Annotated in this window: 19 protein-coding genes, 1 tRNA gene and 1 other RNA gene; 5 read left to right on the top strand and 16 right to left on the bottom strand. The window is 67.8% G+C overall.

Annotation, left to right across the window (positions count from 1 at the left end):
* Positions 1-85: 85 nt before the first annotated feature.
* Positions 86-175, bottom strand: an RNA gene (gene ffs / locus ACPFP2_RS12400) — signal recognition particle sRNA small type.
* A gap of 82 nt (positions 176-257) precedes the next feature.
* Between ffs and ACPFP2_RS12395 the strand changes: the two genes are divergently transcribed.
* Positions 258-342: transfer RNA gene (locus ACPFP2_RS12395), tRNA-Ser, on the top strand.
* A gap of 1,229 nt (positions 343-1,571) precedes the next feature.
* On the opposite strand, the gene ACPFP2_RS12390 is transcribed toward ACPFP2_RS12395, so the two are convergent.
* The 14 genes from ACPFP2_RS12390 to ACPFP2_RS12325 form a co-directional block, all read right to left on the bottom strand.
* On the bottom strand, positions 1,572-2,780 hold the full coding sequence (locus ACPFP2_RS12390; protein WP_424089078.1) for a tyrosine-type recombinase/integrase: 1,209 nt from the start codon (positions 2,778-2,780) through the stop codon (positions 1,572-1,574).
* 16 nt (positions 2,781-2,796) lie between these two features.
* Positions 2,797-3,006, bottom strand: coding sequence for a helix-turn-helix domain-containing protein (locus ACPFP2_RS12385; protein ID WP_424089076.1), 210 nt, complete (start codon positions 3,004-3,006; stop codon positions 2,797-2,799).
* Between the two features lie 481 nt (positions 3,007-3,487).
* Positions 3,488-5,047, bottom strand: a complete 1,560-nt coding sequence (locus tag ACPFP2_RS12380; RefSeq protein WP_424089074.1) for a hypothetical protein — start codon at positions 5,045-5,047, stop codon at positions 3,488-3,490.
* Positions 5,044-6,060: a bifunctional DNA primase/polymerase gene (locus ACPFP2_RS12375; RefSeq protein WP_424089322.1), complete on the bottom strand. Its 1,017-nt coding sequence runs from the start codon at positions 6,058-6,060 to the stop codon at positions 5,044-5,046. Before ACPFP2_RS12375 ends, ACPFP2_RS12380 begins: the two co-directional genes overlap by 4 nt.
* A 193-nt stretch (positions 6,061-6,253) precedes the next feature.
* Positions 6,254-7,828: a DNA cytosine methyltransferase gene (locus tag ACPFP2_RS12370; RefSeq protein WP_424089072.1), complete on the bottom strand. Its 1,575-nt coding sequence runs from the start codon at positions 7,826-7,828 to the stop codon at positions 6,254-6,256.
* A gap of 3 nt (positions 7,829-7,831) precedes the next feature.
* The gene (locus tag ACPFP2_RS12365) at positions 7,832-8,176 is read right to left on the bottom strand and encodes a hypothetical protein (protein WP_424089070.1); all 345 of its coding nucleotides are present in this window, start codon (positions 8,174-8,176) and stop codon (positions 7,832-7,834) included.
* Between the two features lie 5 nt (positions 8,177-8,181).
* Positions 8,182-8,475, bottom strand: coding sequence for a hypothetical protein (locus ACPFP2_RS12360; RefSeq protein ID WP_424089068.1), 294 nt, complete (start codon positions 8,473-8,475; stop codon positions 8,182-8,184).
* Entirely contained in the window at positions 8,472-8,711 is a 240-nt protein-coding gene (locus ACPFP2_RS12355) for a hypothetical protein (RefSeq protein ID WP_424089067.1), read from the bottom strand. The genes ACPFP2_RS12360 and ACPFP2_RS12355 overlap by 4 nt, the downstream gene beginning before the upstream one ends.
* Positions 8,712-8,858: 147 nt before the next feature.
* Entirely contained in the window at positions 8,859-11,036 is a 2,178-nt protein-coding gene (locus ACPFP2_RS12350; RefSeq protein ID WP_424089065.1) for a cell division protein FtsK, read from the bottom strand.
* A gap of 91 nt (positions 11,037-11,127) precedes the next feature.
* Positions 11,128-11,319 (bottom strand): hypothetical protein, encoded by a 192-nt coding sequence (locus ACPFP2_RS12345; protein ID WP_424089063.1) that lies wholly within the window; start codon positions 11,317-11,319, stop codon positions 11,128-11,130.
* A 57-nt stretch (positions 11,320-11,376) separates the two neighbouring features.
* Complete coding sequence (locus ACPFP2_RS12340) at positions 11,377-11,625, bottom strand: hypothetical protein (RefSeq protein WP_424089061.1); 249 nt, start codon at positions 11,623-11,625, stop codon at positions 11,377-11,379.
* The gene (locus ACPFP2_RS12335) at positions 11,622-12,467 is read right to left on the bottom strand and encodes an ABC transporter permease (protein WP_424089059.1); all 846 of its coding nucleotides are present in this window, start codon (positions 12,465-12,467) and stop codon (positions 11,622-11,624) included. The genes ACPFP2_RS12340 and ACPFP2_RS12335 overlap by 4 nt, the downstream gene beginning before the upstream one ends.
* The gene (locus ACPFP2_RS12330) at positions 12,464-12,661 is read right to left on the bottom strand and encodes a hypothetical protein (protein ID WP_424089057.1); all 198 of its coding nucleotides are present in this window, start codon (positions 12,659-12,661) and stop codon (positions 12,464-12,466) included. The genes ACPFP2_RS12335 and ACPFP2_RS12330 overlap by 4 nt, the downstream gene beginning before the upstream one ends.
* 35 nt (positions 12,662-12,696) lie before the next feature.
* Positions 12,697-12,942 (bottom strand): DUF6284 family protein, encoded by a 246-nt coding sequence (locus ACPFP2_RS12325; protein ID WP_424089055.1) that lies wholly within the window; start codon positions 12,940-12,942, stop codon positions 12,697-12,699.
* Positions 12,943-13,269: 327 nt separating this feature from the next.
* Here ACPFP2_RS12325 and ACPFP2_RS12320 point away from each other — a divergent pair, with 327 nt between their 5' ends.
* The 4 genes from ACPFP2_RS12320 to ACPFP2_RS12305 all read left to right on the top strand — a co-directional run bounded on the left by ACPFP2_RS12320 (position 13,270) and on the right by ACPFP2_RS12305 (position 16,794).
* Complete coding sequence (locus ACPFP2_RS12320) at positions 13,270-13,683, top strand: hypothetical protein (protein WP_424089053.1); 414 nt, start codon at positions 13,270-13,272, stop codon at positions 13,681-13,683.
* Positions 13,684-13,757: 74 nt separating this feature from the next.
* Positions 13,758-15,245 (top strand): helix-turn-helix domain-containing protein, encoded by a 1,488-nt coding sequence (locus tag ACPFP2_RS12315; protein WP_424089051.1) that lies wholly within the window; start codon positions 13,758-13,760, stop codon positions 15,243-15,245.
* Between the two features lies 1 nt (position 15,246).
* Positions 15,247-16,197: an NAD-dependent epimerase/dehydratase family protein gene (locus ACPFP2_RS12310; protein ID WP_424089049.1), complete on the top strand. Its 951-nt coding sequence runs from the start codon at positions 15,247-15,249 to the stop codon at positions 16,195-16,197.
* 438 nt (positions 16,198-16,635) lie between these two features.
* Entirely contained in the window at positions 16,636-16,794 is a 159-nt protein-coding gene (locus ACPFP2_RS12305; protein WP_424089047.1) for a hypothetical protein, read from the top strand.
* Positions 16,795-17,834: 1,040 nt separating this feature from the next.
* Here ACPFP2_RS12305 and ACPFP2_RS12300 read toward each other — a convergent pair.
* Positions 17,835-18,794, bottom strand: coding sequence for a hypothetical protein (locus ACPFP2_RS12300; protein ID WP_424089045.1), 960 nt, complete (start codon positions 18,792-18,794; stop codon positions 17,835-17,837).
* Between the last annotated feature and the right edge of the window lie 110 nt (positions 18,795-18,904).

The raw sequence follows: 18,904 nt of genomic DNA, 5'->3' as shown, positions 1-18,904 counted from the left end.
GAGCCATTCTGCGCCGGTCGGGCGCGGGTGACCACCCACCACCCCGTGACCTGACCCGCAGGTACGGTACCGGCGCCCGGAGACGAAAGGCCTCCCGTGCACCCGGCAGAGCTCGCTTATCCTTGCTGCCTTCCGGCCCTGGGGAGGTTCACGAGATACCGCCGCACGGGAGGTACCGCCAACCCTACCCGACGTCGCGTGGATCTTCAGGGGGTGGTGGGGTGGCCGGCCCGGCGGAGACCTGTATTCTGGCTCGCGGAGGATTCGCCTAGAGGCCTAGGGCGCACGCTTGGAAAGCGTGTTGGGTTAACACCCTCACGAGTTCGAATCTCGTATCCTCCGCTCGCTGAGCAGCACGAACGCGAGGGCCGGCCCCGTCGGGGCCGGCCCTCCGTCGTCTCTACGTCACTCTCGTCTCAGTTGTCGTCTCACTCGGACGCTGGGCCGCGCCGGGACCGCGTCCAGCAGCTCTACCGTGGCGGCACCGTCCGGACCCTCGGCAACTCTGACTGCATCGCGGGGCCGTAGCCCAACCAGCTCGGCTGACGCCTACCCAACACTCTTGTCAGCGACAAGGATTTCTCTTGTCAGCGACAAGGATTTCTCTTGTCAGCGACAAGAGCGATCTGCCATCTGGCACTCACTCTTCAAACACTTGTCGCACCCGATCGCACAAGCTGTGCGATCCGCGACGGGAGCCAACTCGAACAATGACGACGGCGCCCGAGCTGTTCCCTCGGGCGCCGTCATGCTCCAACCCAATTCCAGGAGAAGAAGGAGCCACGGTGAGGATACCCCGACCCAATCCCCGGGCGGAACTGCCAAGAGACGAGGCGATGCGGACGGAACGACAGCCGCTCACCATTCGAAGCTTCGTCATCACCGCCGCGTGCCTAGCGGGAGCCGCAGCAGTGCAAGACCGGTCCGGAGACACGGCGCTCGCACTCGGGAGCATCCCCGTCTTGCACGGATTCCTTAGCTACTGGATCTCCGAATAGGACGAGACGGCACACCGTGGCTACCTACTGGATCGTCAAAGTTGAGTACAAGCACACCGCCCCGATCGTCGCTGGGCTGCAGGAGGAGTCCTCCAAGATGGGACTGAGCCTGGTGACATTGGACAGGCTATCCGGACCAACCATCGTCGCCAGCAAACGCGTTCAATGCTTGAACCCATCGGAAGCTTTGATTGAAGCTTGTACATTAGTGCTGGAACTCACAAAGAAGTTGGGCGAGGGTCGACAGGCATTGTCGGTTCTAGCTCATCCAGAAAAGTCGCCCGAACCCATGCCGCCAGCAATGACTCTTGCGGAGATTGGCGTAGTCCTCGGAGTCTCACGGCAGCGCGCTAGACAACTCTCACAGCAACCCGACTTTCCCCGACCAATCGTTAGGACCCCAAACGGCCCACTATTCTCAATGTCCGACGTCTACCGCTTTCAGGATCAGCGATCTCAAAAGAAGCGGGCAGGACGTGGAGCTACCACATCAACTGAACCTGCTGGTTAGTGCAGTCACCAGATCCACGTAGCTCATGGGCTTGGGCCGCCCCTCGGCGGCCCAAGCCCATGTCACGACCTCTCGCCCCACAGCAGTCCGCCGAGCTGCTGGGCGATGTCCCGACGCACCTGATCCGTCATGTGCTGGTATCGGACGGCCATCGCCGAGTTGGACCAGCCCATGATGCCCATCACGGCGCGGCCGGAGACGCCGAGGACCAGGAGCACGGTGGCGGCCGTGTGCCGGGCGTCGTGAAGCCGTCCGTCCCGCACTTCGGCGAGCTTGAGCAGCCGTTTCCACTCGTCGTAGTCCGTCGCCTGGTGGATCGCCTCGCCGGCCGGCGAGGCGAACACCCAACCCTCGTCGCGCCAGAGCTGGGCGGCCGTTTCTCGCTCAGCGTCCTGTTCCTTCCGGTGCTGCCGTAGTAGGTCGATCAGGGCATCTGGCAGGCCGATGGAGCGGCGGCCGGCGCGGGATTTGGTATCCGCTGCTACCGGCCGTTCGTTCACGCGATCGGGACACTGGCCGGGCAACTTCTGCTCGCACTTCCCGTCGCAGCCGTGCCGCCATTTCGGCCGCAGAAGCGCGCGACGCACGGTCAGCGTCCCGTTGTCCAAATCCACGTCGGGCCATTTGAGCCCGAGCGCTTCGCCTTGGCGCAGCCCGAGGGCCAGCGCTACGGCCCACCGGGCACTGTTCCTCCGCGATGCTGCCGCGCGAAGGATCGCCTGTACCTCGGGGACGGTGTACGGCTGCACCTCGGAATCTGGGAGGCGGGGCGGCTTGGCCAGCGCGGCGGGATTCCGGGCGAGGTGCCCACGGCGGACTGCCTCGCCGAGGGCCGTGCGGATCGTGCGGTGCGCCTGGTGGGCGGTGCCGGCCGCGCTGCCGTTGGCCATCATCCGTACGTACAGCTTCTCCAGGTGCTCCGGCTCCAGGCGGTCGAGGCGGTGGGCGCCCACGCCGGGGATCAGGTGCCGGCGAACGGCGACCCGGTAGCCATCGAGGGTGTTCGTGCGGACCACCGGGCCGGCGATGTTCTCGACCCAGTGCGTGAGCCACTTCTCGACCGTCCAGCGCTGTCCCGGCTTCCGTACCGTGCCGTTGTCCCGCTCCCGCTCCAGGGCACGAACCTTGCGGATTACTTCGGCCTCGGTCTTCGCCTGGACGTGCCGCCGGTCCGGCTTCCCGTTGTCCTTCACGCCGACCGTGACGCGGCCGTGCCAGTAGCCGTCACCGCCCTTGTAGATGCTGGATGCGCCGTTTGGCTTGCGTCCCATTGGCTGGCTCCTTTCGTCAGGCGGCGTGGTCGAGGGGCGCGGTGTCGGCGAGCAGGTTGCGCACGTATTCGTCGAGGCAGAAGGTGGGGACTCGGCGGAGGCGGCCGATGGTGACGGTGCGGATTTGGCCGGTCTTGATGAGGGCGTACATGGTGGTGCGGCCGATGCCGAGTCGTTGGGCGGCTTCTTCGATGGTGAGGACGACGCGGTTTTCTGGCGTGGGCACGGCTTCTCCCCGTTGTTTCGGTGGGTTGAGAGCGCCGGTGGCTGGCGTTCTCGTCGGGTGAGGGTCAGTTGCTGGGCAGAGCAGTGGGATTGATGGCGGCCGTTAGAACGGGCCGCCGAGTGGGCCGTAGAGCCAAGATTTCGGGTGGGCCGGTGTGATGGCATGGGGCGATTCGGCTCAGGGCTTCTCAGCCGGCCGGTCTGCGCGGATCCGGCGCGGTTGGTCGGCGCTCGCTGTGGGAGGGGCTGAACCATCTCGGCATCTCGGCATCTCGGCAAAGGTGCCGGTGAGCTGGGCAAACGTCTGCCGAGATCGTTGCGGGTTCGCTGAGCCATCTCGGCAATCGGCGGTCATCTCGGCAGAGGGGTGCCGAGTTGCCGAGATCGACGGTTGTCGACTGGCTGAATTTCGGCGGGGTGTTTTCCCAGCTAGGGGGTTGGTTCTGCCGAGTTGCCGAGTTGCCGAGATGGTTCAGCGGGTTTTACCCCTCGTGGCGTTCGACCCAGAACACGGCTCGGTTGCCGCGTTCGTGTTTGCCGGCCCGGATGACGTGTTCGCCGCGCCAGCGTCCGGCTTGGCCGGTGAGGAGGCGTCCGAGTTGCAGGGGGTTGGGTAGGCGGCCGTTGTGGGTGGTGATGAACTGTCCGTCCCAGGGGTCGTGGGCGTCGCTGCCGAGGTGCATCGGTTCGGCGTCTTGCCGGAGTTCGGCGGCGGTCATTGCACGGCCGCCGTGGCGGTCGTGCCAGCAGGTGAGGAACGCGCGCCAGCGCGTTTCGTCTTCATCGATCTCGCGGACGTCGGCGGCGTTGGTGAGGAATCCGTCGATGCCGTGGTGGGCGAGGAATCCGCCGAGGGCTTGCGCCCACGGGGTGAACTGCCGCATCGACAACCCGGTCACCTTCGGTGCTCCCTGCCGCGTCCAGTCGAGGACGAGGACCAGGAGGTGCCACAGGACGGTGAGTTGGTTGGCCGGGTCGGTGATCCATTGGTCGAGGTGGGGGATGCCGAATCCGGATTGGTCGCGTAGTTCGGGGCGGGGCATGTTCGGGTCGAGATGCACCCGGACGGTGCGGCTGGCCATGTCTCCGCCGACTTGCAGGTTGTTGCCGGTAGCCATCCACAGCCGGTCGTTGACGGTGGCGATGTTGCGCGACGCGCCCAACTGGCGGTCGGACCACACGCCCGTCGTGACGAGCTGGGCGAGCACGGCCGAGTCGATGACAGTGCCTTCGGCGAGGTTGTCCCAGATGACCACGCCGACCTGCTCGGCCAGGACGGCGGTGATGGACTTGCGTAGTTCCTCGTCGGCGTAGGCCCAGGGCATGACGCGCTGGCCGTAGAGCATCCCGGGGCCGGCGGTGAGGATCGTCTTACCGCTCGACGGCATGGTGGCGTCGATCAGCGCGAACGGGGTCAGGGAGCGGGTGAAGTGCCGCAGGATCGGCGTGGCCAGTAGCGCCACGTAGTTCGCCCGGTCAGCGGCCGATGCCCATGGGAAGTCGCGCAGGAACCGGCTGAGCAGGAACGTGCGTGCTTCGGCCACCTGCTCGGCGGTGGGCTCGTCCGGTACCGGGGGCAGGGCGACCTTGGCGGCCAGGTAGAGGCCGGTTTGCGGGTCGTAGCCGGGGCGCTGCAACAGGGTGCCGTCGCGGCGCAGCACAGGTGCGCCGATGATCCCGCGCAGCGGCGGCACGCCCGGCCACGTTTTGCCCGCCAGCACCGACGACAGGATGTCCCGGGGCGGGGTCACCTCGTCTTCGTACATCTCGGGTGATCCGCCGTCGCTTTTGCGGGTCTTGAGCTTGTAGACGTAGGCGTGTTCGGCGAGCAGCCCAGCAAGGCCGGCGGGGGTGAGGGTGCTCGCGCTGATCGGCAGCGGGGAGTCTTCGTCGGCCGCGGTGGGCAGGCCACCGGAGACGGCTTCCATGTGCACGAGCTGCCCGGCCGACACGTAGGTGTCGGGCAACAGCCCGTCGACGAGCGCGGCCTTGAGCACCCGGATGGTTTCCGGGCCGGAGCCGATTTGCAGGCGGTTCGTCATGCGGCCCTCCCGAGGTTGGTCAGGGTGCGCGGGTTGCGGGCGCCCACCCGCAGGCCGGACGCGATGGTCCGTGCGATCTCCCCGTGACGCAGCCCAATCGACAGCGCGGGCGGCTCCAGGACGGCGGTCACGTCGTCCTCGGTGAGCGCGCCACCGGCGGCGAGCTGCCCGAGTGCGACCGCGCTGGTGAACAGCGCGTGGTTGCGCTGCCCATCGGTGGCGGCGGTCAGGTGCGCGACCTGGCGGCGGATCGCGGCCGCGACGTACCGGCCGTGCCGATCCACCGGCAACGACACAGCCACCGGCCGGCGGGCCGGTCGCGGAACCGGAGCGAGTAGACCGGCCAGCCAGGCGGGCAGCGGCGCGGGCTCGCAGTCCAGGGTGACGGTGTAGGGGTGGCCGGCGGCGGTGGAGCCGGCGGCGACGACGTAGCCGCCGTGGGCGCGGGTGTCGACCTTCCAGCCGAGGCCACCCCGATCGCCGGTCGTGTTCCGCAGTGCCGGGCCGGCGGGGGGATGCCGGTAGTAGAGGTGCGTGCCGCCACTGGCAGTGGTGACGGTGTAGGTGGCGTCGATGCCGGTGCGGGGCGGCATGTCCGGGCCGAGGCCATCGAACGGGTCGACTGGGGTGCCGTGGCGGGCGGCGAGGGTGGCGAACACGTCCCACCCGTTGCACGCTCCCGCCCACTCCGACGGTGGGGTGTCGTCGGGGTGCTTGGGCACGTCCAGGTCGACCACGACCAGACCGGACGGCCCGCAGGCGATGCCGATGCCGTAGGGGCGGTGCGACCATGCCCGGCGGATGCGGTCCGGGTTGGTGGTGGCGCGTTGCTCCCAGCCGGTGTGGCCGGTGCGGCAGCGGGGGTCGCGGCCGGTGCAGTCGTCGGCGGTGTGGTCGGGGAACGCGGGCCGCTTGTCGTCGGGACGCAGGGGGAAGACGTGCCAGCCGCGTGCGGCGTGGGCGAGCGCGGCGGCCAGAAGATCGGGGTTGGGCACGAGGTGCCTCCCTTCCATCGGTCGGGCGGGTGCGGGTTGCCGGCGGGGCATCGGCGTCGAGTCGGGTTCGGGTTGGCCGGCGATGGCGGCCGGGGTGTGCGCCGGGCAGCGCGGGCCTTGCAGGTACGGGCGCACACCCTCGGCCGCGAGGCAGTGCCGGCCGTCCGTGCCGATCCAGTGCTGGCAGACGGCGGTGGTCATGGCCGGGTGGTCAGGTGGAGTGCTGCTCGCCGGTGATGGATTCGGCGACGGCGGCGATGAGGTCGCGGGCGGCCGGCGGGGTGACGGCGTTGCCGAGCTGCCGCACGCGCTCGCGTTTGTTGCCGAGCACCCGGTAGTCGGCGTCGAACGCCATGGCGAGCTGGATTTCGTGGGGCTCCAGCATCCGGAACGTGCAGTCCTGCACGTCGACGTCGGCGCTGACGAGGGCGTTGCGGTCGACGGTGGTGACCGTGCCGGCGGGTCGGTCGACGGGCCGCGCGTTGCCGTTGCCGTAGTAGGGCACGAGCAGGTGGTCCCAGCGGATCAGGGACTGCACCGATGACGCGGTCTGGGTGCGTAGCGGCTCGTCGACCGGGGTGGACATCTGCCCCTGGTCGCCGCGGGCGGTCATGTTGCGCATCACGAGGGCGTGGTGGTTGCCGGCCGCCGCCACGGTGTCCAACGGCGCGACGCTGGCCGGCTTGGCCGTGTTGTTCGCTCGCAGCGGCACCACCAGCGCCTCGGTGTCACGGGTGGTGCGGGTGCGGAAGGGGTCGGCCACGGTGCGGGCGTCGTCGTTCCACGTCCCGCCCGCTGGCACGAGCATGCTGGTGCCGACCATGCCGTGGTTGGAGCCGTCCGCGACGATCGTGGCGAGGGGTTGGCCGATGGCGACGGTGCGGGCGCGGTCGGAGCGCAGCAGTGTCAGAAACGGCGGCCGGGTGTAGCGCTTGAGTCCGGCCTCGATGCGGGCGACGGTCTTCGGGGCGAGGGGCCGTGCGCGGTCGGCGATGCGTTCGCCGGGCAGGGTCCAGTCGATTGCGGCGGCGGCCGGCAACACCCCGGGCTGTACTTCGATGTGGCAGCGCGGGGTGGGGCAGCGGTAGACGTACTGCTGCCGGTAGCGGCCGTGACGCCGGTCGGGTCGCTTCCACGCCTGCACCGCGCGGACCTGCTTGTCACAGGCGGGGCACCACGCGGTCGGGCTCGTCCACCGGCTCAGGTCGGGGCAGCGGTTGCCCTCCAGGTGCCCGACGCCGTACCAGCGGTCACGTGACTGCGGTGCTCCGGCGCCCATGGCTTGGGCGAACATCGAGTTCAGGTAGACGTGGTGCAGGCAGTAGCCGGCGACGCGCAGCGCCATCGCCCAGGCGTCGAAGTACATCCAGTCCCGCACGTCCACGACGTTCTCGACCACGAACGCCTTGTACGGCCGGCCGCGCAGCTTCATCGCCTCCACGAACCGGCAGACGTCCCACATGGTTGCCCGGGATCGTTCGGCGGCGTCGTCGGGCAGCACCTGGTCGAACAGGTCCGGCTGCCGGTCGGCCCGCCGCTTGCCCTTGGCCTGAGAGTGGTTGGTGCACTCCGGGGACGCCCACAGGATGTCGGTGGCCGGATAGCGGCGCGGGTCGGTCTGGGAGATGTCCGCGCAGTCGTGATCGGCGTCGGGGTGGTTGGTGTTGTGGGTCTCGACAGCGAGCCGCCAGTGGTTCGCGGCCATCCGCACCCGGACGCCGGGGACCTGGATCGCGCCGGAGGACGATCCGCCGGCTCCGCAGAACAGGTCGGTGATGGTCAGCACCGCTCAGCCCTCCACCATCTCGTCGACCCCGTCCGACCGGGTGGCCGGCGGGAAGCAGGTGAGGCAGGCCAGCGCGCCGAAGTGGTCGGCCCACCCGGCGGTGTACTCGGCCCAACCACGGCCGGCGGTCGGGTCGGCGGGGTCGGGGGCGGGCTGGCAGGCCGGGGCGATGATCCAGCGCCGATCGGCGGTGAACACCAGCCGTGCGCCACGGGTCGGGGTGCCGTCGGTGTCGGTGCCGACGCTGTGGTGAGCGACCCGGTGCGCCAGCACGCCGGCGGTGAGTCGGACAGGAGCGCAGACGATCAGGGCGGCGCGCTGGGAGTTGGTGAATCGGACTGCGGTCATGGTGGTCATCGGGTGGCCCTCCTCGGGCGGGGTCGGGCAGCGATGGCAGCGCGGATGACGGCCTGGCGCAGGTCGCCGAGCAGCCCCACCAACTGGCGGCGGGCGGCCACCTCGGTCGGGGCAAGGGCGACGCGGACACGCACCTCGGCGTGCTCGCGGCCGGCGGCGGTGCGGACGCGGACGAGGACGGCGCGGGCGCGGCCGGGCAGGTCGACCACGATCTCGTCGGAGCGGTGCTCGCCGAGGCCGCAGCGGTGGTCGCGTCCGCACCAGTCGGTGTGATTGTTCGGGCAAGTCATTGGTGGCCTGCCCGGTACTCGGTGCGGATGTAGTCGATGAGGCGGCGGCCGATGCGGACACGGATGCCGGTGCCGTCGCAGCGGCGGCAGTCGCGGCGGGTACCGATGGCGGTGCGGTGGTAACGCCGGCCGTGGCAGCGGCGGCAGCGCCCCCACGGCGAGACGGCACAGACGGCCAGGTAACACAGTGCGTAACCGAGGATGGTGAGGCTAGCGAGCAGGGCGATGGTGGTCACGAAACGCCTCCACGAGCCGAAATGAGGGTGCAGAAGGTCGGCGCCGCTAGTCGTTAGGGCGCTGGCCAGGGTTGAGATGGGTTGCTAGCGGGGGTGCTAGGTCTAGCGGGGACCACCGCTAGACCTAGCAACCAATCGCTGTCCGGCTTAGGCGGCTTTGTCTCCTCGGCGCTTGTTACGCTCCGCTACCGCATCAGTGATGTCGGCGCGGTCGATGCCGCGCCGGTTCGCGCCCTTGCCCGTGGTCGGGTCGGTGCCCCACACCTGCCCGGTGGTGATGCCGTAGGGCTTGAGTGCGGCGGTGAGCTGGTCGCGGGTGAGGTCCCCGTATGCCTCGGGGTTGAGGTCGGCGAGCCGCTCGGTGAGCGTTTCGGCCCACACCTTCGCCTCGGTCGCCGGGACCACGGTGAGGATGTCGTCGAGCAGCGTGTCCCGCCGGGCCGCCGGGGTCGGCGCGGCCTGCCCGATCGCATGGCCGGTGAGCGTCCCGGCCGCCTCCCGCAGGGCGCGTGCCCGGTCGGTGATCTTCTCTGCGGTCGGGCCGTCGACGTAGAACGTGCGCACGATCTGCGCGTCGTCGGCCGCGCCGACCAGGTAGCCGACGCCCTTGTCCTTCTTGGCGAACATCGTTGCCCGTATGCCGTTCTTGTAGGCCGAGGTGCCCAGGATCATGTCGTTTTCGATCTGGCCCATGACCCGCAGGCAGAACCGGGTCCCTGCGTTCGCTGAGACGCCGGTGGGGAGGCTCTTGGCGTCCGGCCGCTGCGTGGCGACCACGAGGATGACGCCGAGGGCGCGGCCGAGCTTGATGACCTTCTCGGCCAGTTCCCCGGCTTCCTTGCCGAACTCCGCGTGGCTGAACAGCTCCTGCACCTCGTCCAGGGCGACCACGAGCCAGTGCAGGCCCAACTTCTTGCGCCGGGCCAACTCGGGGGTGACCTTGTTATCCGGGCACACCGCCTTGGGCAGGCCCTTGATGACGGCGGCGCGGCGCTGGCATTCCTTGCGCAGCTCCCGCAGCGCCAACAGCCCGGCCTCGGCGGTGTCGTCGTCCTGCCCCGACGCATACCGCGCCGACACCTTCTCCAAGGGGTCGAGGCCCCCGGTGCCCTTGAAGTCGAAGCACCACAACTCCGAATACGGGTCGAGGGCGGCGGCCAGCATGGGCACCTGGGTGGCGGCGGTCTTGCCGTAGCCGGGAATCGATCCGATCAGCAGGTTCGTGTAGGGCATCTCGATGGCGATGACCCGGCCGCGCGGGTCGGTGCCGAACGGCACCGGCCGGCCCAGATCGAACGCTCCGGACGCCTTGAGCAGCGGCCACGGCTTCGGCGGGGTGGCGGCCATGTCCTGATCGCCCACCCACAGCAGCAACCGGCCCGGATGCACCTCCGGCTGCCCTTCGGGCCAGACGCAGCCGAGGGGGCGGGTGAGGCCGGCGGCGAGCCGGTCCCGGCGCTCGATCACGTCGCCTGCGGTGACGCCGGGCGGCAGGTCGATGTCGGCCCGCCACCCTGGCCCGTCCCGGGTAATCGGAGCGGTGAAGGCGATGGCCTTGGTGCCCTGCTTGGCGATGGCCTGGGTGATACCCGAGATCCCGAGCACGGCCAGGGCCCGCACCACCACATCCGAGGTCAGCCGGGCCACGCGGGGCACGACCACGGCGGTGTCGAGCAGCGGCTTGTCCGCCGGCTGCCCCGCCAGCCCGCACAGCGTGACCAGCAGCGCGGGTATCGCCCACTGCGCCCAGCTCGGCGCCCACATCATCGCCGCACCGCCGACCAGGGACAGGGCGAGGGTGAAGGTGGCGACGATGCCCCGCCACCGCACGCGGCGGTCACGCTGCCGGGACAGCTTCAAGTACAGCTCACCGTCGCGGGTCTCGGAGGTGGCCTGCCGCAGCTGCTCGCCCTCCCAGTCGAACACCCACCGGGTCGCACCGGACAGCAGCCGCCACGCCCCGGCCGGGGAGCGCAGCGCCAGCTTGCCGGCGTACTTCGGTAGGCGGGTGAGGTGGTAGGCGGTGGTGTGCAGCAGGTGCCCGACCGCCCACCGCATCATGTCGGCCAGCTCGGCGCGCGAGCGCAGCCAGGCGGGCAGGATCGGGCGACGCTGGCCGGCGCGGACGGCGTCGAGAGTGAACCGCAGCGGGCGCTGCGCGGCAGGCGAGTCGACCAGCACCGGCCCGCCGTCGCCGTCGCCGTCGGGGTCGGGGTTACGGGCGGCGCGGGCGGCGTCCAGGTCGACCACCTCAGCGTCCGGGTTGTTCAGGTCGCGTTCGGCGGCGTGCCAGTCGAAACGGTCGTCATCTCGGGGGGACGTCATGATGGGGGTTCCTCCAACGGTCAGTCGGATCGGCAGAGGGCCGGCGGCACGGCATCGGTTTCCAGGCCAGGGGCCGTGCCGCCGGGCGGGGCTACTTGCTGCTGTTCTTGCTGATCTGCTGGGCGAGCAGCCCATAGCGGATGCGCTCGTCCTCGCTCAGGACGGTCGGGGTGCGGCCGGCGGCCCGCTCCTGGCGGATCTGCCGGTCGAGGTGCTTCGGGTCGACCTTGACCTCACGGGTGCGGCCGTCGCTGTCTTCGCTGAACAGGTACTTGCGTCCCATGGCGGTGATGTCCTTCCGGTTGTCAGTAGGTGGTGGTGGTGATCGGGGTGAGCGGGTTCATGCCTGCGTCCCGTCGGTGGTGGTGCGGGCGTCTGCGCGCCAGCGGCGCAGGTTCAGCGCCGCCATCGCCCCGTAGGCGAGGGCGGCGAGGATGAATCCGTACTGTCGGGTGGCCAGGGCGTAGGCCAGCCAGAGCAGTTGCACGGCGAGGCTGACGGCCCAGCCCTGCCACAGCCGGCGGCCGGTCAACCACCACCCGGTCAGGCCGATCAGGGTCAGCGCCCACGACCACCACTGCGCGCTCATCGGCCGCTCTCCCGCACGAGGTGGGCCAGGGCGGCGCCCATGCCGAGCACCGCCACCGGCAGGCACGCCACGGCGGTGGTGATCCACCACGGGGCCGAGGTGACCCCGGCGGCGGCGAGCAGGTGGTAGGCGACCTGGCCCAGCGCGCCCACAGCGAGGGAACCGAGGGCGGACCACTTGGCGAACCTGCGAGCGCGCTCCGGTACGCGGCCGGACAGCCACACGTAGAGCGCGTACGCGCCGTACGTCTCCACACCGATCGGGAGGGTGATGGCGGTGTTGAGGCTGAACCCGTCGGCGATACCGGGCAGCGGGTGCACGATGCCGAATCCGGTGAGTCCGCCGAGACCGACCCACCCGGACCAGATCGCCACGAACGCCGGCAACGCCAGCAGCACCACCGGCCACACCACCGCTGGACGGGCCGACACGGGCGGGGTGGGCGTGTCCGGGTGTCCGACCGGCGTGACCTGCCCGGCCGGCTCTGGCGGGGTGATCTCCACCGGCTCGGCGGCCGGCGGGACGGACTCGGATACGGCCGGCGGGGTGGCCGGGTCCGTGGCGGGCTCGTCGGTGTCGACGGGGAACAGCTCGACCCGCTCGGCAAGGCTGCCGCGTACGGCCATGGCGGCGTGCAGGCCGTCGACGCGGGCCTGCCGGTCGCGCTCGTCGCGCAGCCGCGACAGCAACTCGTCCGCCTTCGGTGCGCCGATGTGGTACTCGCGCATCAGCCGGTTCCGGCTGGGCAGCTCGCCCAACTCGCGGGTGAGCTTGCGGGCCGGCGGCAACAGCGCCTCAACCGGCTGCGGGTATTTCGTGCCGTTGATGGTGGGGGCAGTCACGACGAAACCTCCGAGGTGTCAGCCAGGCCGAAGAGGGCGTCTTGCAGCGCCAGCAGGTCAGCGCCGCAACCGTCGTAGGACTCGGCCATCGGCGGGTAGCCGTGCTCGGCGAGCACGCGGGCCACGTCCAGCGCCAGGCCGAACGTGAAACGGGAGTCGTCGGCGGGTCGGGAGATCGGGTAGCGGCGGGCCATGCGGCCACCTCCTTGGCAGGTACGGCCCGCGTGGGTCAGGCCGCGCGGTGCGGGGTCGGGTGGGCGGCCAGGTCGGTGGCTGCGCGGGTGACGCGGGCCTCGGCCCGGCGCAGGCGTCGCCAGTCCAGGGCGGTCGGGCCGCCGTGGTCCTCGGCGTAGAGCAGGGTGATTTCGGCGTCGAGCAGGTCCAGTTCGGCCGCGATCAGCGGCCACTCCGCCTCGATGGCGGCCAGGTCTTCGGCGGCCGGCTCGGCGGTGACGGGTGCGAGGTGCTTCCTCACGGGAACCTCCGGGACAGGTCGATGGGGAGCAGCGACGGTGCGAGCCAGAGACGGCCCGCGCCGACGCGCCAGGTTGGGTGACGAGCTGCACGGTGACCAGAGCCGTGCGCGGCACCTTTTCGGTGGGAGATGCGGCCCGATGAAGTTCTGAAGGAACGAGTGCACGGCGGCTCGTGGGCGCGCAGCGCCGTGAGGCGCTGCCTTCCTCGGTAGCCAACCGGCGGCATAGCTGATTTCAGCGCTAAAATTAGCGCTGATGTTGTGCGATGTCAACGAGGGGAGGGACTAGGATCAGCGGATCGGGCAGTCAGACAGGGGAGGCGTCGGGTGGAGGATTGGCAGGCTGTAGCCAGCGCCATCAACAGCCGGATGGCCGAGTTGCCGATGACTCAGCAGGAGTTGGCCGAGCGGTCCAAGGTCTCAGTGGCCACCCTGCGCGAGCTGCAATACGCGACGGCGACTCGCAAGCGTTCGGCCCGTACGCTCGCCGCGATCTCTCAGGCTCTCAGCTGGCCGGACGACTACCTCCGTGCCGTGCTGACCGGGGCTACGCCGCCGAGCGGTGGCGGGAGTGCCGGGCGGGCAGACAGTTCCTCGCTGGTGCTCGCACGGCTGGATCAGCTTCACGCCGAGGTGCGGCGGCTCGCGGATGCCGTAGAGCGGATCGCGGTCGATGTCGGTCATGGCGACAAGGACACCAGTTCCGCACGCGCATCCGAACGCCGTTCACCAGCCGGGTAAGCGCCGTCCACTAGGCATCGACTAGGCACGGGTGTGCATGGGTCGATGCCTACGCCAGTAGAGGGAGGGCCGTTGTGCCTGCTCGCGCCAGAGATGCCAACCCAAATCTCGCGCTCTACAACCTCCGCGATGCTGCCGGCGAGACTCAACAGGACGTGGCGGACGGACTGAACCGCCTCGGGGCGGGACGCGGCAAGAGGTTGGCCGTTACCGCCAACCAGGTGAGCAGATGGGAGCGGGGAATTACGTTTCCCTCGGCGCTATACCGGCAGCTCCTTGCCGAGCACTTCGGCGTATCCGTGCAGGATCTCGGCCTTACTCGGCAGCGCGTCACGCCGCAGCAACGAGACAGCCCCGAGAGCGATTCCGGAGGTTTCGCGATCTACCAGGATCTTGAGTCTCACCCGCACGCGGAGGAAAGCCAGGACGAATGGCGGGCGGTCCGGCGGAAGCTGAATGCCCACCGGGTGCAGCTCGCGCGGGAGGCAGCGCGCCTGTACGACGCGGAGCAGCGAGTAGGCAACAGCGGACTGATCGCGCCGCCGGAATGGCTGCCGTCGACTCCCGTCGAGCTGACACAGTTCGGCATCGGACTCGCACCGGAGGGAACCGCGCCCCTTGTCACCGGAACCGAGGACGCGTCGGCCGGCGTGCGGCCGTTGGCGGCGGACGGGCGGCGGCATCAGCGCTACAGCCTCGCCCTGCGGGACGTCGAACAGCCTCGACTCTTTGAGAACCGACTCGCGTGGCACCTCGCCGGAGTCGACTGGAGCCAGCCCGATAGGGCGCTCACCTTCACCACCGGTACGTACTTCGGTGGCGTCGACGTCTCGGAAGCGCTCGCACACGAAATGGCGATGTACCACGTTGCTGGCGACGGGAGCGGCATCCTGCCGGCGTCCTGGCGGAACTTGAACTTTCGGCGGGTTGTCGGCGACCCGTTCACGCCCAGCCGGCGGCCGACGGCACCGTCAACCGACACGCTCACTCTGCGGGTCGACGACGACGGAGTCTCCTTCGTGCTGCACAACCGCGCGGCCGGCAACGTGGCCGTGGCCGGGGGAATGCTGCACATCATGCCGGCGGGGGTCTTCCAACCGTCGAGCGTCCTGCCTGCCGCCCAGGTGGCCGACTTCAACCTGTGGCGCAACATGATGCGCGAGTACAGCGAGGAATTCCTCGGCAGCGCCGAGCACGGCGGCGAAGGTGAGCCGGCGGACTACAGCGCCGAGCCGCTGGCATCCTTCGACCGCGCGTATGCGACCGGCGGGGTGCGGGTCTTCTGCCTCGGCGTCGCGCTTGACGCGCTAACCCTGTGGGGCGAGATCCTGACGGTCGCCGTGTTCGACGGCCCCACCTATGACCGTCTGTTCGCCAACATGGTCAGCGCCAACGCTGAGGGGACCGTGGTGAAGACCGGGCGGGTTCGGCCCACGTCGGCGCTGCCGTTCACTCGCCACACCATTGAGGAGCTGACCGCCGGCGGGCGCCTGGCCCCGGCGGCGGCCGGGTGCATCCAGCTCGCGTGGGAGCACCGCCGCACCATCCTGGGGAGAGGTTGACGTGCACGTACTGGTAACCGGTGGTCTGGGCTTCCTTGGCCGCGCCGTCGGACGTGAACTGCTCGCCACCGGCCACCGGGTCACTGTCATGAGCCGGGGCCGCGGTGACCGCAACCCGCCCCCGGGTGTCGAGCTGGTGACGGGAGACATCCGGGACCGCGCTCGGGTTGCCGAGATTGTCCAGGAGGGCGGGTACGGCGGAGTCGTGCACCTGGCCGCCCTGACCAGCGGCCGGGACTCGTTCGCCGATCCGCTGAGCTACTTCGACGTCAATGCGACCGGCACCCTGAACCTGCTAATGGCCATGGACGCCGCGCGGTCGACCACGGCACCGGCCGCGCTGGTCTTCGCCTCCACCAACATCGTCTACGGATCGCAGCACCACGGCGCACTGTCCGAAGACCTCGACCCACACCCCGAGAGCCCGTACGCGGCGTCGAAGGTCGCGGCCGAGCACATGGTCGCGGCCTACGCGGCAACCGGAGCAATCGGCGCGATCACCGTCCGGCCCTTCAACATCGCCGGAGCCGTCGACGGCGTCACCGATACCGACCGCGCACGGATCATCCCGAACGTCTTCCGCGCGATCACCGGCCAACTCGACCATGTGACCCTCAACGGCGACGGATCGGCAGTGCGCGACTTCGTGCACGTGGCCGATGTAGCTACCGCAGTCCGGCTCGCCCTAGTCGCCTGTACTCCGGGCGTCTGTCGGACCATCAACCTCGGCTCAGGCGTCGGAACGAGCATGGCCACCGTGGTAGCCACCGCCGAGCAGGTCACCGGCCGCCCGGTTGTCGTTTACCGCCAGCCACCCAAGCCTGAGCCTCCGAACCTGATCGCGGACATTAGTCGCGCGCGCACCGTTCTTGGCTGGACCCCGGCACGGTCAAAGCTGAGCGACATTCTTGGGGACGCGTGGGAGGCTTGGCCGCTACTAAATCCTCAGTGAATGAGACGAAGCCGCCGGCCAGATCGCTTACATCCGATGGAGAGATAGCCATGAGGCGCGGAACCTTTCGCGCATCTCAGCACTATGGTGCCGCCATGCGAAGGCCATCAGAGCGAATGTCATAGCGCATGTTGTCTCCAACATATCCAATGCCTGCTCTAATACGTCATCGTGGAATAACTCTTCCACGATAGCATCGGCGGGAGAGCTTGCATTCGGCGGCAAATGCCGAATCTTTACCGTGTCCGCCCGCACCTCGTAGTCGTAATGGGCCTCAGCATTGCGAAGCGTGCGATCGACACTGTTGGTGATCGCTGGCGCTGCACTCGCCAGGTCCCTGTGAACGCCGCTTAGCCGTCGATTCTGAAATAGGGTTTCGGAAGTTAAACCCCGCGTCGACCCGGATGCCACCTTCCTAGCAACAGCCAGAATGGCTCCATGTCTGCGGAAGGGGCCTTCCGCAATCTTACTAAGCGCGTCCAATACGCCATCAAGGCGAACTATCGAGCTAGTGCGATCGAGTTCGCCGAGGATTCGATCCGATTGTTGGTTGAGTTGATTCCACGCCGCAGAGAAGCTTTCGACGAAAAGCGCTGAGTCCTCGATCCAGTCCGGATTTGACCGACTAGCGCCTTCGAGAATTGCCGCCGCCTCTCTGTATCGTTCTCCACGTCGATGGCGGTCCTGGCCCACGCAGGCCATCAGCCGCAGCCTCTCGACTGGACGAAGCATCGCGGGGTCAGATCGCGCAACGTGGGAGAGTTCGGGAAACACCTCGACGACCGGCCCTGATGCGACGTTACCGATAGAGGCAAGAGGAGCGCCTCGTGCAACGACTGGAGTTACACCCGCGATAAGATTGCCAACGTCGGACAGAAGCAGTCCAGCAGCCGCCATGGATCTCTCGAATTGCTTGGCTCTCACTATTGCTGTATCCGGATCGGGAGCCACGAAACATCCAACAAACTCGGCGAGCGCTTGGGCCGCCCTCGTAACTGCTCTAATGCTCTGCCTGTGGACTGCAAGCAAGAGTATAGGCGGGACTATCAGGTGGCCCCTTATGGCACGATCTATTGCATCGTGACATACTTCCTGAACTTCAGTCCAACCTGCAATCGTTTGACTGCTCCCGATGTCGTTCCAATCTGTGCTACCGAAAACCCTGTTGAGCCGAGCCGTGCACCTGGAGAACGGCTCAAAAATCTCGCGATTAAGCCATCGCGAATATTCTCGAACCTCAGCCCGGCGTCCTCTCGAGGTGAACTCCATGTCAAGCAATAATTGAATCCTCTCTTGCAGTAGCGCAAGATCCGATCCATATGCCGCTCTACGCTCCGACACTCGCTGATCTTCCCCGTTGGCCTCTTTGCCAAACGCGCCACAATGAAGACAGGTGCCCGCTTCTGTCAGCCTAGAAACGCCTCCGCATTCATCGCAATCCCAGACGGTGAAGGCAAGGGAGAGTTGAAGTCCCTCCACCCTCTCGGTATCGATAACCGTCCGTTCACCGCAGAGCGGGCAACGCAGAAGTCGCTCAGCGGAACGAAAGTCGCAGCTCGGACATTTGCAGGGCTTACGCCTTCCCAACAAGACCGCACCTCTCGCATGGAACCGACCAGGGGAATAGGGTGCTAGAGCTAACCAATCAGCAGCTTAGCGGTTGCGCCCATGAGGGCGGAGATAACGGCGACGAGTAGGACAAGGAGGGTGTTCGCCTCCCGAAGGCGCCGGGGCTCTAGTAGGTCAGCGGTTTCACGGCTAGCCTTATGCTCGGCGATAAAGTCCTCCTCGATTTCGGATTCAATCCAGGGCCGAAACAAGGCGATACTGGATTTATCGTAAAGTTCGTCCAGGGTGCGTTTTGCCGATTGCTGCTCTGTGGTTGTCTCGAATTCGTAGCTGATGGCCGCGAGAGATATTTCGCGCGCCAAGCGGCCCGACCGGAACGCCCTCAAGACCCAACCCCGGAAGCCCGAAAGCTGATGCATCTCAATTAACCCTGCGGTCAGGTTAGAAATCCTGATCGCGCTGTCAAGCCGCCGATGCCGTAGTGCTACCTGGTAATAGTAGTAGCTGAACTGCGCAATGGTTAGCTCGCTGAATCGCGCGAATGCATCTGCGGATGTCTTGAGGTGGCTGGCGTCGTAGCGAATAAGGATGGTCGTCGACTTGCTGTTGACCTTCTCGATCGCGATTCCGGAGCTGTCAGGGATGGGTTCGGCGCATGGTGCAAGGTGGAAGTTGGCGTGAAAAGGGCTGGGCCCCAGGCATGACAGGCTAACGCCATCAGCTTCCGCTCCAAGTCGCTTAAGCTCCTTCTGCAAAAACTCCCGGACGATCGCTACACCGATGGAATCTGGGAGCTTTACGTCATTTCCTTCGAGCACATACGTCACTGGGAAATCGTTCCAGTAGCAAACCAAAACTGTGAACTCTTCAGAGTGCTCTCCTGTGACGAAGGGCATCAATTCTTTATGAATTCTCCGAGGTATGGTAATTCTGAAGCGCAGCATGCCGGCAACTGGGTGCGGCGTAAAGTAGATCGAGCCGGTTCGCGACACGAAGGGAAGCTCCCTTCCGGCGAAGTCCATCTCCACATCGCGTACGCTCGGAATTGCCTCTAGGGCCCTCCTCACCCTTCGTTGCCACTCGCTAAAATCGCTATTTGCGACCTCGAATTGCATGCAGCCGATGCCGAATGAGCGCT

Source organism: Micromonospora citrea, from assembly GCF_049629545.1.
Classification (GTDB): domain Bacteria; phylum Actinomycetota; class Actinomycetes; order Mycobacteriales; family Micromonosporaceae; genus Micromonospora; species Micromonospora citrea_A.
This window is presented reverse-complemented; position numbering and strand designations above follow the sequence as displayed.

Bases quoted from the DNA above. Each gene is read 5' to 3' on its own strand.
- ACPFP2_RS12390 (WP_424089078.1), bottom strand. From the start codon at position 2,780: ATGGGACGCAAGCCAAACGGCGCATCCAGCATCTACAAGGGCGGTGAC.
- ACPFP2_RS12380 (WP_424089074.1), bottom strand. From the start codon at position 5,047: ATGACGAACCGCCTGCAAATCGGCTCCGGCCCGGAAACCATCCGGGTG.
- ACPFP2_RS12375 (WP_424089322.1), bottom strand. From the start codon at position 6,060: ATGGAAGGGAGGCACCTCGTGCCCAACCCCGATCTTCTGGCCGCCGCG.
- ACPFP2_RS12365 (WP_424089070.1), bottom strand. From the start codon at position 8,176: ATGACCGCAGTCCGATTCACCAACTCCCAGCGCGCCGCCCTGATCGTC.
- ACPFP2_RS12360 (WP_424089068.1), bottom strand. From the start codon at position 8,475: ATGACTTGCCCGAACAATCACACCGACTGGTGCGGACGCGACCACCGC.
- ACPFP2_RS12350 (WP_424089065.1), bottom strand. From the start codon at position 11,036: ATGACGTCCCCCCGAGATGACGACCGTTTCGACTGGCACGCCGCCGAA.
- ACPFP2_RS12345 (WP_424089063.1), bottom strand. From the start codon at position 11,319: ATGGGACGCAAGTACCTGTTCAGCGAAGACAGCGACGGCCGCACCCGT.
- ACPFP2_RS12340 (WP_424089061.1), bottom strand. From the start codon at position 11,625: ATGAGCGCGCAGTGGTGGTCGTGGGCGCTGACCCTGATCGGCCTGACC.
- ACPFP2_RS12330 (WP_424089057.1), bottom strand. From the start codon at position 12,661: ATGGCCCGCCGCTACCCGATCTCCCGACCCGCCGACGACTCCCGTTTC.
- ACPFP2_RS12305 (WP_424089047.1), top strand. From the start codon at position 16,636: ATGTCTGCGGAAGGGGCCTTCCGCAATCTTACTAAGCGCGTCCAATAC.